This is a genomic window from Alkalibacterium olivapovliticus (assembly GCF_003003275.1).
Lineage (GTDB): Bacteria > Bacillota > Bacilli > Lactobacillales > Carnobacteriaceae_A > Alkalibacterium > Alkalibacterium olivapovliticum.
In genome coordinates this window covers 1-14,808 of record NZ_PVTO01000023.1, presented here as the reverse complement: position 1 = coordinate 14,808, position 14,808 = coordinate 1, and the positions used below count along the sequence as shown (strand labels likewise).

15 protein-coding genes and 1 riboswitch are annotated in these 14,808 nt (G+C 41.6%); of the genes, 14 read left to right on the top strand and 1 reads right to left on the bottom strand.

The window, feature by feature from the left end; all coding sequences use genetic code 11:
• Positions 1-39 precede the first annotated feature (39 nt).
• From CLV38_RS10270 to sufB, 14 genes are all read left to right on the top strand, one after another.
• Entirely contained in the window at positions 40-1,080 is a 1,041-nt protein-coding gene (locus tag CLV38_RS10270) for a YihY/virulence factor BrkB family protein (RefSeq protein WP_170068880.1), read from the top strand.
• Positions 1,081-1,554: 474 nt separating this feature from the next.
• Positions 1,555-1,914 carry an arsenate reductase family protein gene (locus tag CLV38_RS10265; RefSeq protein WP_106195152.1) on the top strand — a complete coding sequence of 120 codons (360 nt, stop codon included), beginning with the start codon at positions 1,555-1,557 and terminating at the stop codon, positions 1,912-1,914.
• Positions 1,915-1,918: 4 nt separating this feature from the next.
• A complete protein-coding gene (locus tag CLV38_RS10260) occupies positions 1,919-2,275 on the top strand; it encodes a glycine cleavage system H family protein (protein ID WP_106195149.1) in 357 nt (118 codons plus the stop codon).
• 3 nt (positions 2,276-2,278) lie between these two features.
• Positions 2,279-2,482: a 2-hydroxymuconate tautomerase gene (locus tag CLV38_RS10255; RefSeq protein ID WP_281260052.1), complete on the top strand. Its 204-nt coding sequence runs from the start codon at positions 2,279-2,281 to the stop codon at positions 2,480-2,482.
• Positions 2,483-2,579: 97 nt separating this feature from the next.
• Positions 2,580-2,677, top strand: a riboswitch (TPP riboswitch).
• Between the two features lie 93 nt (positions 2,678-2,770).
• Positions 2,771-3,577 (top strand): hydroxyethylthiazole kinase, encoded by an 807-nt coding sequence (gene thiM / locus CLV38_RS10250; RefSeq protein ID WP_106195143.1) that lies wholly within the window; start codon positions 2,771-2,773, stop codon positions 3,575-3,577.
• Positions 3,574-4,383 carry a bifunctional hydroxymethylpyrimidine kinase/phosphomethylpyrimidine kinase gene (gene thiD, locus CLV38_RS10245; protein WP_106195140.1) on the top strand — a complete coding sequence of 270 codons (810 nt, stop codon included), beginning with the start codon at positions 3,574-3,576 and terminating at the stop codon, positions 4,381-4,383. Before thiM ends, thiD begins: the two co-directional genes overlap by 4 nt.
• A complete protein-coding gene (gene thiE / locus CLV38_RS10240) occupies positions 4,380-5,033 on the top strand; it encodes a thiamine phosphate synthase (protein ID WP_106195137.1) in 654 nt (217 codons plus the stop codon). Before thiD ends, thiE begins: the two co-directional genes overlap by 4 nt.
• Before the next feature lie 106 nt (positions 5,034-5,139).
• A complete protein-coding gene (locus tag CLV38_RS10235; RefSeq protein WP_106195134.1) occupies positions 5,140-5,934 on the top strand; it encodes an SDR family NAD(P)-dependent oxidoreductase in 795 nt (264 codons plus the stop codon).
• 190 nt (positions 5,935-6,124) lie between these two features.
• Entirely contained in the window at positions 6,125-7,567 is a 1,443-nt protein-coding gene (locus tag CLV38_RS10230) for a phospholipase D-like domain-containing protein (RefSeq protein ID WP_106195132.1), read from the top strand.
• A gap of 252 nt (positions 7,568-7,819) precedes the next feature.
• Positions 7,820-8,593: a Fe-S cluster assembly ATPase SufC gene (sufC, locus tag CLV38_RS10225; protein WP_106195129.1), complete on the top strand. Its 774-nt coding sequence runs from the start codon at positions 7,820-7,822 to the stop codon at positions 8,591-8,593.
• Between the two features lie 21 nt (positions 8,594-8,614).
• Complete coding sequence (gene sufD, locus CLV38_RS10220; protein ID WP_106195126.1) at positions 8,615-9,913, top strand: Fe-S cluster assembly protein SufD; 1,299 nt, start codon at positions 8,615-8,617, stop codon at positions 9,911-9,913.
• On the top strand, positions 9,910-11,148 hold the full coding sequence (locus CLV38_RS10215; protein WP_106195123.1) for a cysteine desulfurase: 1,239 nt from the start codon (positions 9,910-9,912) through the stop codon (positions 11,146-11,148). The genes sufD and CLV38_RS10215 overlap by 4 nt, the downstream gene beginning before the upstream one ends.
• Positions 11,135-11,599 carry a Fe-S cluster assembly sulfur transfer protein SufU gene (gene sufU, locus CLV38_RS10210; RefSeq protein ID WP_106195120.1) on the top strand — a complete coding sequence of 155 codons (465 nt, stop codon included), beginning with the start codon at positions 11,135-11,137 and terminating at the stop codon, positions 11,597-11,599. The genes CLV38_RS10215 and sufU overlap by 14 nt, the downstream gene beginning before the upstream one ends.
• Before the next feature lie 227 nt (positions 11,600-11,826).
• Complete coding sequence (sufB, locus tag CLV38_RS10205; RefSeq protein ID WP_106195116.1) at positions 11,827-13,221, top strand: Fe-S cluster assembly protein SufB; 1,395 nt, start codon at positions 11,827-11,829, stop codon at positions 13,219-13,221.
• A 130-nt stretch (positions 13,222-13,351) separates the two neighbouring features.
• On the opposite strand, the gene CLV38_RS10200 is transcribed toward sufB, so the two are convergent.
• Positions 13,352-14,653, bottom strand: coding sequence for an SNIPE associated domain-containing protein (locus tag CLV38_RS10200; RefSeq protein WP_106195113.1), 1,302 nt, complete (start codon positions 14,651-14,653; stop codon positions 13,352-13,354).
• Between the last annotated feature and the right edge of the window lie 155 nt (positions 14,654-14,808).

Genomic DNA, 14,808 nt, shown 5'->3' with positions numbered 1-14,808 from the left:
GATTAAAAAAAGTAAATGTTGAAGAAAGGAAGTGAAATTGTGCAGAAAGTAGAAAAATTAGAAGAAAAAATACCGCGCAAAGATAAACTGCTGAGGTTGATTCAAATTTTCCAATCCAATTGGGAACGAGCAACTGTAAATCAGAGTGGGGCTGAAATGGCCTATTTTGTCCTACTCTCTCTTTTCCCGCTCTTATTGCTTATAGCCAACGTTATTCCGCTGCTGCCAATCGAAACAAATGAAATGCTAGCTATTGTAGCCGATTTTGTGCCTCAGGATATTTTTAATATTATTGAACCGATTCTTGAAGGGTACCTTGAAAGCGCCAGTGGAGGATTCATTTCATTCGGGTTATTGACGGCAATATGGTCAGCCAGTAAAGTTATTACGATTTTAAGACGAGTGCTGGATGATGTGTATGGCTCAGTGCAGAAGAAGAATTTTGTCATCGGGCGTATTTTATCTCTATTTGTCATGATTGGCATACTGTTCGTTATTGGTGCCGCTCTTTTCATATTTGTATTTGGAGAACAAATATTAGAATTTGTGCAGAACACCATTGGTTTTGATATACCGTTTGTTCAGGAGTTCCTGTTACTCAGATGGGTTATCCTTATAGTCATTCTCTTTGCCGTATTGTTGATCGTTTACAGGTTTGTTCCAAATCATCATCTTTCATTCAAGTACTCTTACCAGGGAGCGATATTTGCAACAATTGCCTGGATGCTGCTGACTCAAGGGTTTTCCATTTATTTAGCGGTAGCGAGTGACGATGCTCTAACTAACGCGACTTTCGGTGGGTTCCTGGCATTAATGCTGTTCCTTTATTTCACGAGTATTGTCATACTACTGGGAGCACTCCTGAATGCTATCATATTCGAATGGAAAAATCATATGTCCGTTCCGGAATATGAAGCTGTTAAACGTAATGAGAAAAAAATGGAAGATTCCAACTGGACAGGGTATCCAGACGAATCTGAGACTGTCATAATGAAGAGACGATTATTTAAAGTCAACAAGCTGAAAGAAGAAGAAATAGAAGAACGTGAAGACACAGAAAAAAATATGAAAGATATCTAACTCGCTAAAGTGAAAAAGAGTGAAAGGGGAGAATCATTTCGATGATTCTTCCTTTTTTCTTTCGATCAGTTTTACCTGTCAGCTCATCAGGCGATATTAGTCGAGTTGGTAAGTTAACGGGTTTACCTTCCCACTGGCAGCGAGAGTTGATTTGGGAGGGTAAGTTAACGGGTTTACGCTCCCAGTCGCAGCGAGAATGGATTTGGGTGGGTAAGTTAGCGGGTTTACCTTCCCACTAAAATCGGAAGTAAATTTGAGTGGGCAAGCTAGGGGATATGTTGGGTTCAGACTTCCCACTGTTCCTTCACTTCAAAGCATAAAACACGGTAACTGCACATCTTTCAATAAAAATGGTAGCGACTTATCATTTTTCAACCTGTAAACTCTCTTAAAGACAAATGCTTTTCATAACTCTTCCTTTTATTTTTTGTGTGAAGTGGTCTATAATAGATAAGAGATATTAGGAGGGGTTTAATGAAATTTTATTGTCACCCACGCTGCTCAACGTGTAAGAAAGCTGTGAAATGGCTGGATGAGCACGCGGTAGAATACGAGACGATCAGTCTGTTAGAGGAATCTCCGTCTAAAGAAGAGTGGGAGTCGTTTTTAACAAATGCAGACCGCTCAATCAAATCGTTTTTCAATACAAGTGGAAATGCCTATAGAGAGCAGAATTTAAAAGAGACCCTACCTGACATGTCTGTAGCAGAAGCGGCTCGCCGGCTTTCTGAAAATGGAATGCTGGTCAAACGACCTTTTGCTGTAGAAGGATCCACCTGCACGTCAGGATTTAAAGTAGAAGAGTATGAAAACGTGTGGAAAAAAGGAGAATAAGATTATGACAATCAAATACCATCCGAACGGATTATGGGTTGAAAAAGTAGATGAAACGGATTATCGTGTGGGCTTGTCTGAAAAAGGGCAGGACGACGTTGGAGAAGTCATGTTTGCTGAATTGAGCACAAAAGAAGGGGCCATGAAAAAAGGGGACCCCATTCTGAACGTTGAGGGCGCTAAGGCTGTTACAGAGTTCACTATTCCTTTTGATGTGACAGTGAAATCAGTCCATCAGGAATTAGAAGATGAACCGGAACTGCTGAATGCTTCTGAAAAAGAAGAAAACTGGATTCTGGTCGTGACAGACTTAGCTGAGACTGATTTTAATCAATTAAATACGGAAGCATTTTTAAAATAAAATATTGAGAGCGAGAGGAGAAATAGTATGCCAATAGTACACGTAGAAATGATAGAAGGGCGTTCGAAAGACCAGAAAGAAGGGTTGATCAAGGATGTCGTTAAAGCAGTGGAAACTCACACTGGTGCGTCTAAAGAAGCGGTGACTGTAATTATAAACGAAATCAGTAAAGAAAATATTGCGACTAAAGGCGAATACCACGGGTAATAACAGACTGAATGCAGGGCTTAAACGCTCTGCATTTTTCTGTGTCGTGAGACTAGTACACGCATATAAACTGTGATAAACTGAAAGGAAATATATGCGACGTCATCAGGGGAGCTAAGCAGCTGAGAAAGGTAAGACCTGACCCTTGACCCAATCTAGATAATGCTAGCGAAGGGAAGATGAATAGGACAAGACGATCAGTCGGTGTGCTTATTTTTACATTCATCTCTTCCACTTTTCTAGTGGAAGTTTTTTTTGTTTAATCAGCACAAACTGAGGAGGATAAAAGTGGATTTAAATCATCCCATTCAAAACATACGTAAAATGAACCCGTTAATCCATAACATTACCAATCTGGTCGTAGCCAATGATGTAGCGAATACCCTGCTGGCTATCGGTGCATCACCTATTATGGCACTTGCTGTCGAAGAAGTTGAAGAGGTCGTGACATTGGCAGATGCAGTAGTATTGAACCTGGGGACACCGACACCTCAGAGAATAGACAGTCTGCTTGCTGCTGGAAAAAAAGCCAATGATCTCAACGTACCTGTTATCTTTGATCCTGTTGGAGTAGGTGCTACTCACTTCAGACAGACAGCTGCTCAACAGCTCCTTGAATCAGTTGATTTCTCAGTTATACGCGGAAACACAGCTGAAATTGCGTCGCTAATCGGAGTGCATCGCCAATCAAAAGGGGTAGATGCTTTAGACAGTGAAGAGTTGCCGGTTGATATAGCAGAACGATGTGCCCGAGATTTAAACTGCATAGTTGCTATTTCAGGAGTGGTCGATATCGTCAGCGATGGTCACGCAACCTATTCCATTCATAATGGGGACTCGTTATTAGGACGGATTACAGGCAGCGGCTGTATGCTGAGTGGTATTATTGGGGCCTTTTTATCGAATATGGCGTCAACAGACTGGCTGACTGCTACAGTCAAAGCGCACTGTGCCTTTGGCATTGCAGCTGAAAAGGCAGTCGCGAGTGGTGTGTCTGGTCCAGGAACCTTTCGAGCTGGCCTGATCGATGCATTAGCAGATTTGACTGATGACGAGTTGACTCACAATCATAGAATGGAGAAGATAAACGTATGATTAAAGTACCTCAAGTATTGACTATAGCAGGAAGTGACAGTGGCGGTGGCGCAGGGATTCAGGCGGATCTGAAAACGTTCCAGGAACGCGATGTATTCGGCATGTCTGTTATTACAGCAATCACAGCACAAAATACAATGGGCGTTCAAAGTGTTCACCCTGTTCCAGTTGAAATGGTAAAAGCACAGTGGGAGTCGATTTTTTCTGACTTCACCGTTTCTGCAATGAAGACAGGTATGCTGGTCAACGGAGATTATATGACCGTTATTGCAGACGCATACCGTGACTACAGGACAGTCCCATTAGTCATCGATCCGGTCATGATTGCTAAAGGCGGCCATTCGTTAATGGAAAAAGAAGCAATTACAGTTATGAGAGATGTACTGGCGCCTCTAGCGACAGTCATTACCCCTAATATCCCTGAGGCAGAAGCGTTGACGGATGTCGAAATCGTGTCCAAAGATGACATGCTTAAAGCAGCATATATCCTGAGAGAAAAGGGAAGCAGGAATGTGGTGATTAAAGGCGGTCATGCCCTGGATGAAGAGCATGCAGATGATTTGGTCGTACTGGAAGATGGCAGGCAAATCTGGTTGAACGCGCCAAGGGTCAATACTAAAGAAACGCATGGAACAGGTTGTACCTTTGCAGCGTGTATTGCCGCGGAACTGGGTAAAGGAAATACCGTTGAAGGAGCGGTCAGAACGGCTAAGGCTTTTATACTGGCTGCTATTCGAAATGAACTGCACATTGGTCATGGTCACGGACCCACAAATCATTGGGCTTATAGAAAGGATCACTCATGAAAAGAGATATAAACGCTATACTGGAAGTTTATTATATTGCGGGCTCTCAGGATTGTGGAACAAGGTCACTGACAGAGGTGCTGGAAGAGGCACTGAAAGCCGGTATCACGTGTTTTCAGTTTAGAGAAAAGGGACCTGGTAGTTTGGAAGAGGATTCCGTTGCTGCGCTGGCATTAGCTCAAGAATGTCAGGTTTTATGCAGACAGTATGGTGTGCCCTTCATCGTCAACGACAATGTTGAGATGGCAGACGTGCTGAATGCAGACGGTGTGCATATAGGACAGGGTGACGATCCTGTTCAGTCTGTCATAGATCGCCTGGGGACTGATCCCATTATTGGGCTCTCTACCAACAATGTAACTCAGTTCAAACAGGCGGCGACTATAGAAGGGGTAGATTACGCTGGCATTGGACCGGCATTCAAGCCGAGGTCCAAATCAGACCATGAAGAGATCATCGGGCTTGACGGAATAACTGAAGCAATGACTGTAATGAATCGACTACCTGCCGTAGCAATTGGCGGCATAGATGAAACAAATGCGGGTAAAGTTTGGAGAACAGGCGTAGAAGGAGTGGCAGTTGTCTCGGCTATTTCTCGATCAGAACAAATAAGTCAGACTGTTAGCCAGCTAAAAAAGCCCAAAAGCTGAATAAATCAGAAAAAAGTGTGACTTTGTCGTGAAAAGTGAACAAGTCATACTTTTTCTATGTATATAATGTATAATGAAAGCGAATACATAAACAGGAGGGATAGCTATGAAGGTAAAAGGTAAAACGATTGTCGTGACAGGAGCAGGATCCGGAATGGGAAGAGAGCTTGCATTAGAGCTGCTTACCAGGGGGGCACGAGTGGCAGCGTTGGATATGAATGAAGACGCGGTCCTCGAAACAACGCGTCTGGCACCGGATGCAAAGGACAAAATATCAACACACGTGGCCAACATTACAGATAGAGCTATGGTCGAACGCTTAGTTGACGAAGTAATTGAGCACCATGGGACAGTCGACGGTATTATAAATAATGCAGGTATCATCCAACCCTTCATAGACGTCAATGATTTAAGTTACGAAAAAATAGAGCAGGTTATGAACGTCAACTTTTACGGCACTCTCTATATGGTAAAAAGCTTTTTGCCGGAACTGCTTAAACGACCTGAAGGGCATATCTTGAACATTTCCAGTATGGGCGGATTTTTACCGGTACCGGGCCAATCAATCTACGGGGCGTCTAAAGCAGCCGTCAAACTGATGACTGAAGGCTTACGATCTGAACTTCTGGATACGAAAGTAGGGGTAACTGTCGCATTTCCTGGTGCCATCAAAACCAATATAATGAAAAACTCTCAAGTTGAACGTAAAACGACTACTGATACAAGTGGAAGAGAGCATAAGTTGACCTTGGCCGATGATGCAGCTAAGATGATGATCGATGCGATTGAAGACAATGCGTATCGTGTTATGGTCGGTAACGATGCAAAAATGATGGACCGTATGTACAGAGTGATGCCCAAAAAAGCAGCAGCTGTCATAGCGGAAAAACTTAAAAATTAATAGGCATTTATCATGCATTGAAATAGCGCAGAGGAATCGTTCTCTGTGCTGTTTTTATATGCAGGTTGAAGAGAAAGAAATGTCTGATCAAACACCCTCGTTAGAGATGAAACGATCAGTATAAGGTGTTATTTTAATAAAAATACTGTAATATAGTGGTATTGTTAGTTTTAGATTGTGGGGAAAAGGGATGAATAAAAGAAAAGCTAAGACAGTTGGGAAGATAATTGGAGGAATTATCGGCCTGTACGTTATTTATTTTATATTCACAGCGCTCATTTTAGTGGCTTTGAGAACACCGCCTGGGGTTGTGGAGAGAGTAATCGAGTTCAAAGAAACGGACGAAACAGTCACGTTGCTGGAGTACGGTTTAGATGCTTTTGGTGCCCGAATGGACATTATCGACCAGGCTGAAGAATCGATCGACGTGTCTTACTTCTACATGGAAGACGGCGAAAGTGTCCAGCTATTTTATGCCTACATATTGGCAGCTGCGGACAGAGGAGTCGAAGTCCGGTACATACTGGATGGGATTTTTCACGGGGTACGTGGAGATGACCGGGATGTGTTGAGAGCATTCAATGCGCACCCGAATATTGAGCTCAAACTGTACGAACCGATCGTTTCAATCGTGCTGGCTCCCTGGCGTTTGAATAATCGTCTGCATGATAAGCTGCTGCTTGTTGATAATCAGTACGCTATTATCGGTGGACGAAATGTGGGTGATTTGTATTACGAAAGAAGCGCTGAAGATGTGGGGTATTCCTATGACCGTGATGTCCTGATCATCAATGCTGATCAGGCTGAAGAAAGTCTGGTTTCAGATATGCGAGCTTACTATACTGATTTATTTGAAAGTGAGTATGCAAAAACAGAGGATAATCGGAATTTATTCCAATGGGAACAGAATCTGGCCGATGAAAAAATAGCAGCCTTAACTGAAACATATGAAGAACATAAAATTGAACTAGAAGAACGTGACAATGTCAGCGAAATAGATAACTGGGTGGAACGGTCTGTTGAAATCAACAGTGGGTTCTTCACTCATAACAGTATAGAACGTAACTTTAAACAGCCCTATATTTGGAGTGATATGCTGACACTGGCCAGTCAGGCGGAAGAATCGATTTTCATTCAGTCATCCTGGACAATTCCAGACCGTCACATGCGCAGACACATTGAAGAAGCCGATATTACAATTGATGAAGGTATTTTGTTAACCAATGGGATGTCAACCAATTCAAATATGGTCGCTCAAAGCGGCACAGAAAATCGCAGACAGTACTTTGTCGACTCATTTCTGGACTATTATGAGTACCAGCCGAAAGAAGCGTCTCTTCATATGAAGTCAATGGTCGTAGATGACCGAATCAGTGTAGTAGGGGCATTCAATTTTGATGCCAGAAGTACCTACTTGAGCACAGAGTCCATGATTGTGCTGGACAGTGAAGAACTGGCTGAACAAATTATGACGGAAGCTGAGGAGAGCTATCTGAAAAAAAGTGTGTTGTTCGAACAAGACGGCACGGTTATCCCAGGAGAAAAAACAGACGAAAATGACGTTATCTGGTGGCAGAGATTGCTGATTCCAGCTATGCGTCCAATCGCATGGGCACTGGAAAGTCTCCTTTAATTGAATACAGTCAAAAGTCATCAGCGCTTATCAGTGTCTGATGACTTTTTAAATACTCTCAGATGATAACTTTTACAATCTGGAAAGCCTGTTATATCAACTTAGAATGAGATGTCACACGTTTTTAACGAAAGAAACCTTGATTCTGATTCTCAATTAGACTAAAATTAGGGATTGTAAGCAGGAAACTAAATCACTGAAGATTTAGCTATTTTTGCTCAAAAAAATACAAGTAGAAAAGGAAGGTACATAATGGCCGTATTAGAAATCAAGAACCTACATGTATCCATTGAGGACAAAGAAATTCTTAAAGGCGTGAACCTGAAGATGCAGACAGGGGAAATCCACGCAATCATGGGACCAAACGGAACAGGGAAATCAACACTTTCTGCTGCAATAATGGGACACCCAAGCTACGAAGTGACTGAAGGAGAAGTTCTTTTAGACGGAGAAAACGTTCTGGAAATGGAAGTTGACGAACGTGCCCGTGCTGGACTATTTTTAGCTGTTCAATACCCAAGTGAAATTGCTGGAATCACTAACGCTGAATTCATGCGTGCAGCAATCAACTCACGACGTGAAGACGACGATAAAATGGGCGTTATGGACTTCATTACGAAACTGGATGAAAAAATGGCTGTTCTGGATATGCCGGAAGAAATGGCTGAACGTTACTTGAATGAAGGATTTTCAGGTGGAGAGAAAAAACGTAACGAAATATTGCAGCTAATGATGATCGAACCGACTTTCGCTATTTTAGACGAAATCGATTCAGGACTCGATATTGATGCCCTGCAAGTTGTATCAAAAGGGGTGAATGCGATGCGTGGTGAAGGATTCGGATCATTGATCATTACCCACTATCAGCGTTTACTGAACTACATTACACCAGACGTTGTTCACATCATGATGGACGGACGCGTTGTTAAAACAGGTGGAGCAGATCTATCTAAACAACTTGAAGCAGAAGGATACAAAGGTCTAATGGAAGAATTAGGATTAGACATCGAACTTATAGAAGACTAATTTTAAAGGAGGCCCTGACTTATGGAACTAAAAACGAAAGAGTATGTGAGTTATTCAGACGCATTACAAGCCTTCTCCAGAGGACTACAAGAACCTGAGTGGATGCTTCAGATGCGCCTTGACGCACTTGAAAACATTGAAGACTTGAACTTACCCGTCATCGAACGGTTAAGATACAACCGCTGGCCCCTGTTTCAGGTTCCTGACCTGACAGGCGCACCTGCATCAAAAACAGTTGATCCGTTTGAATTTATCGAAGACAAAGCGGACGCTGCACGCGTAATCCAAACAGGAAACGACACAGTCATTGAAACACTGCCGGAGTCATTAAAGGATAAAGGCGTTATCTTTACTGATATGCACACTGCTTTAAGAGAGCACCCTGAATTAGTTAAAGAAGCGTATATGTCTAAAGCTGTTAAGCCTGATACGAATAAAATAACGGCTTTCCATGCAGCCTTCATGAATTCTGGACTTTTCTTATATGTACCGAAAAATGTGGTGATCGAAGAGCCTCTAGAAGCTATCTTCATTCAAAACAGCTTAGTAGAAGATGCTTACATTAAACACGTATTGATTTATGCAGATACAAACTCAAGCTTTAACTACGTTGAAAAGTTCCTGACTAAAGGAAACAAAAAAAATGCTGGGAATATCGTCGTCGAAGTGGTGACTAAAGCCGGCGCACAAGTTAAGTTCAGTGCCGTCGATCAGCTGGGTGAAAACTCGACTATTTACTTTAACCGTAAAGGGCACACATCTAGAGATTCATCTATTGACTGGGCAATCGGGGCTATGAATACCGGGAATGTCATCTGTGATTTCGACACCGACCTCGTTGGAGAAGGATCATCAACAGACTTGAAAGCCGTCGGAGTCAGCAGTGGCCGTCAGACGCAAGTCATTGATTCAAATGTCGTGAACATCGGTAGAAACACAACTGGGAATATTTTCCAGCATGGCGTTATTTTAGACCGTGCAACATTGACGTTTAACGGAATCGGACATATCTTAAACGGAGCAAAAGGCTCAGATGCGCAGCAAGAATCCCGCGTACTGATGCTGTCTGATAAAGCCCGTGGCGATGCCAATCCGATTTTACTGATTGAAGAAAATGATGTTACTGCCGGTCACGCAGCCAGTGTTGGACGCGTGGACCCGGAAGAAATGTATTACCTGATGAGTAGAGGAATCGAAAAAACAGAAGCCGAACGTTTAGTTATCCGCGGATTCTTAGGAAAAGTGATTCAAGCTATTCCACTGAGAAGCATGCGAGATGATCTGGTTCAAACAATCGAAAGGAAGTTGACTTCTAGATGACCGTGCCATACGAAGAGCTGCGAAAGGATTTTAAAATTCTGGATCAGCATGTCAACGATGAGCCGCTTGTTTATTTAGATAACGCCGCAACCTCACAAAAACCTGAAGCCGTACTCAAGACCGTTGAAGACTATTACCATACCTCGAATGCCAATGTGCACAGAGGCGTGCATACACTGGCTGAACGTGCAACAGTACAATACGAAGGGTCACGTGAAAAGGTCCGCCGCTTCATCAATGCACCTGATACATCTGAAGTCTTGTTCACTAGAGGAACAACGACCAGCTTGAACTGGGTGGCTAGAAGTTTAGGTGATGAAATTGTTGAACGGGGCGATGATATCGTGATTTCCTATATGGAACATCACTCCAATATCATCCCCTGGCAGCAGCTTGCGAAGCGTAAAGGGGCGAATCTGAAGTATATCGAACTGACAGATGAAGGCATGCTGGACATGGCTGATTTGAAAAAGAAGATAACCGAAAATACAAAGATCGTCTCTTTGACGCATGTCTCTAATGTACTCGGTGTTGTGAACCCGATCAGGGAGATCACAGACTATGTACATGAAAAAGGCGGCATCATGGTAGTGGACGGTGCACAAGCTGTGCCGCACATGCCAGTTGATGTTCAAGCGTTGGATGCTGATTTTTATGCTTTTAGTGGACATAAAATGATGGCACCGACGGGTATCGGCGTTCTGCACGGTAAACGCAAATGGCTCGAGCAAATGGAGCCTTTGGAGTTTGGCGGAGAGATGATCGACTTTGTAGAACTGCAGGACAGTACATGGAAAGAACTTCCATGGAAATTCGAAGCAGGAACGCCTAATATTGCCGGAGCGATCGGTTTAGGTGCTGCAATTGACTACTTGGAAAATGTCGGCATGAGTGGGATAATGGACCATGAACAAAATCTGGTGGCCTACTTGATGCCGAAGCTGGAAGAAATTGATGGACTGACTCTTTTCGGACCGAAAAAAGCCTCAGACCGCACAGGCGTGATCGCATTTAATATCGATGGTGTTCACCCTCATGACGTTGCAACTGCAATGGATATGGAAGGGGTCGCTGTCAGAGCGGGTCACCACTGTGCACAACCGTTAATGACTTATCTCAACCAGCCTGCTACAGCACGTGCAAGCTTTTACCTGTACAACACCATTGCTGATGCAGACAAATTCGTAGAGGCACTGAAAGCCACGAAGGAGTTTTTCTTAGATGGCCTTGACTAAATTAGACCAATTATACCGAGCAGTGATACTGGATCATTCAAAGAACCCGAGAAGACGAGGGGTGCTGGATAAAGCGACGACCCAGATCGAGTTGAAAAACCCGACCTGTGGGGACGTAATCCAGGTTCAGATGGCAATTGAAGAGAATATTATAACAGATGTCCGTTTCGAAGGCAGTGGCTGCACGATATCGATGTCCAGTGCCAGTATGATGACAGACGCAATATTAGGGAAGTCGATAGAAGACGCCTTGATGCTTGCAGATGAATTTTCTGGTGTCGTTCAGGGAGAAGAAGCTGAACACAAACACGAACTAGGGGACGCCATGATGTTATCAGGTGTATCCAAGTTTCCGGCTCGTATCAAATGTGCGACACTGTCGTGGAAAGCACTTGAAAAAGCCCTCGAAGCAGACGGCACAGGCGTAGACGGACAGTTAAAACACGATTAGATGTATACTGAATGAAGAAACATGACCATTGTCTAGCAGTTAAAGCCTGACACCGCATGAAAAAAGATGAAATTACCGAGCTAGCGCATACCATTCGACTAATTCGCTGAAGCGAAAAGTCTCTTGGCAATTGCGCAGTATGCTCATTCGGGGTAGTTTCCCTATTTTTCAAGGGTGTCAGAGCGGCTTTATCTGCTTTTCTTGAAGTGAGGGAAGGGGAAATTTACATGGTTCAAGTACCAGAAAAGAACGAATACAAATACGGATTCCACGATGATGTCGAATCGATTTATGATACGGGTAAAGGGTTAAATGAAAGTATTATCCGTGACATTTCCGCTCGTAAGAACGAACCGGAGTGGATGCTTGACTACCGTCTGAAATCATATGAGCACTACAGATCTCGTCCAATGCCTCAGTGGGGAGCAGACTTATCAGATGTTGATTTTGATAACTACACTTACTACCGTAAAGCAAGCGAGAAATCTGAAAGAAGCTGGGATGATGTGCCGGACAAAATCAAAGAAACCTTTGACCGTCTAGGTGTACCAGAAGCAGAACGTCAATTCCTGGCAGGTTCTGGAGCTCAGTATGAATCAGAAGTGGTTTACCACAATATGAAAGAAGAATTTGAAAAACTAGGCATCGTCTTTACAGATACAGATACAGCTTTAAAAGAGTATCCTGAAATCTTTAAAGAACACTTTGGTACAGTTGTCCCACCAACAGACAACAAACTGGCGGCATTGAATGCCTCTGTATGGTCTGGTGGAACATTCATTTACGTCCCTAAAGGCGTTAGATGTGACGTTCCTCTACAAATGTACTTCCGTATTAACAACGAAATGATGGGTCAATTTGAACGTACATTAATCGTTGTAGACGAAGGCGCAAGTGTCCATTATGTTGAAGGCTGTACAGCACCAACTTTCTCAACCAGCTCATTACATGCTGCCGTTGTAGAAATCATCGTTAAAAAAGATGCTTACTGCCGTTACACGACTATACAAAACTGGTCAGATAACGTGTATAACCTGGTAACAAAACGTGCCACAGCTGCAGAAGGTGCGACTGTTGAATGGATCGATGGGAACTTAGGCGCTAAAACGACTATGAAATACCCAAGTATCCACTTAAACGGACGCGGCGCACGGGGTACGACCATGTCTATCGCAATGGCTGGAGCCGGACAAGTACAAGATACAGGTGCTAAAATGATCCACAACGCACCGAATACGTCCAGCTCAATTGTCTCTAAATCAATCGCAAAAGACGGCGGAGAAGTCAACTACCGTGGTCAAGTCACCTTTGGTAAAGACTCAGCTGGTTCTATTTCTCACATCGAGTGTGATACGATTTTGATGGATGACCTGTCTAAATCAGACACGATTCCATTCAATGAAATCCATAACTCAAACGTGGCTCTGGAACACGAAGCAAAAGTATCTAAAATTTCTGAAGAACAACTGTACTACTTGATGAGTAGAGGACTAAGCGAAGAAACCGCGACAGAAATGATTGTCATGGGATTCGTAGAACCCTTCACTAAAGAGTTACCAATGGAATACGCCGTTGAACTGAACCGTCTCATTAGTTTCGAGATGGAAGGATCAGTGGGATAAAACTAAAAATCTGTAGAGAAAAACCTTGTCAAGTAGTATATGCTATTTGACAAGGTTTTTCTCTATGAAAATTACAAGGGTTCGAGTTTATTAAGTATTTTAGCCTATGTTTAAACATTTACATTAACTTTCAATCTGTATGAGAGATATCTAGTTTTTTTGTTTCTCTGTATTCTTCAGCGTCTGGAAGTTCTGTAAAATCAATAGTTAAATCTTTGTATTCTTCTAAAGTATCTTTAATTTCATCAATAGTTACTTTAAAAAACTCTTTACGAGAATTAATCTTATTTATTCGTTGACTATCAAATCTCTTATGAAGAGTATTCTCTAACTGGTAGGCCTCGTAACTAAATATTATAGCATGAATATCAAACGGAAATGGGACTGAAGCACTACTTAATTCTGCTATTCTTTCATATGGATTTAATCTTCTAGTAACTCCAATTTTCACTGTATCTTCTCCGAAAGCACCAATATTACTTATTATATAAACATATCCAGCAGAAGAATGGGCTTCTCTATAATCGAGTTCTGTTTTTTCAGCTTCTTTTTCTTTGATTTTTTTCTGCAAATCCATAATTTCTTTATTTAAAGAATCTCTTTGGTCTTCATTTTCTCCTGAATTAATTTTCCTTAAAAGTTCTTCAACCATTTGACTATAGTGGCTAATATCTTTATTAAGGAATTTTTTCTTAGATTCAATCTCTTGTTGAAGTTTCTTTTCTTCTCTATCACGTTCGCGTTGTTCTCTTAATTCTTCCTTCTCTTCCTGTTTCTTTCTTTCATATTCAAAAGCTAGATACAATTCGTCTTTCTTTAACTGTAAAAAACTTTTCGATAAACTTACTTTGCTCGAAGAATTCAACTTATTTAATTGCTCGTAAGAATTGATGATTCTCTTTTCAATGGACTCAATATTACTAAATTTCACTTTGTTAATTGCAGCTTCGCATTCGTTGTTAAATGATCTTATTATCAGTCTAATATTATCATTAGTCATTTTCTTTCCTTTTGATTTTGAACCATCTACTGTCCAATTATCAAAATAATTAACAGCAGTTTTTGATTTTATCATTTGTTTTTGATTATTTCTTATATCTATTAACCTATCTTTATATCCAATTGCAGTTGAAAAAGTATATTTTGGCCTGTATAAACTAAATTGTTCCATCTCTAGCTCATCTGATATTGACACTAGCTTGGAATCGAGCTCCCGTATATTTTTTTTCTTATCATTAATTGATTGGTCTAATTCGTTTTCTCTTGTTCTGAGTTCAGTAAGCTTTTCTTTTCCTGTTGCTATTTTTACTTGTATTTCTAATAAAGTCAACTTATTTATATCTGTAAGATCATTTTTCAGACTGTTTAGTTCATTTTCTAAACGTATTATTGTTTCTTTCTTATTATTTTTGAAAAGATTTGGTAATTTCATACTAATCACCTCTTTGTTTTTATTAATACAATTGTATCATTTTTTCAACGACTTTTATTAGCTGGATTTTATAATGAAGTTAGCCACCTAGGCTAACATAAAAAAACGCCATGTGAATTTCATGTTATATTGAAGTTACCACTAACTCTCAATAG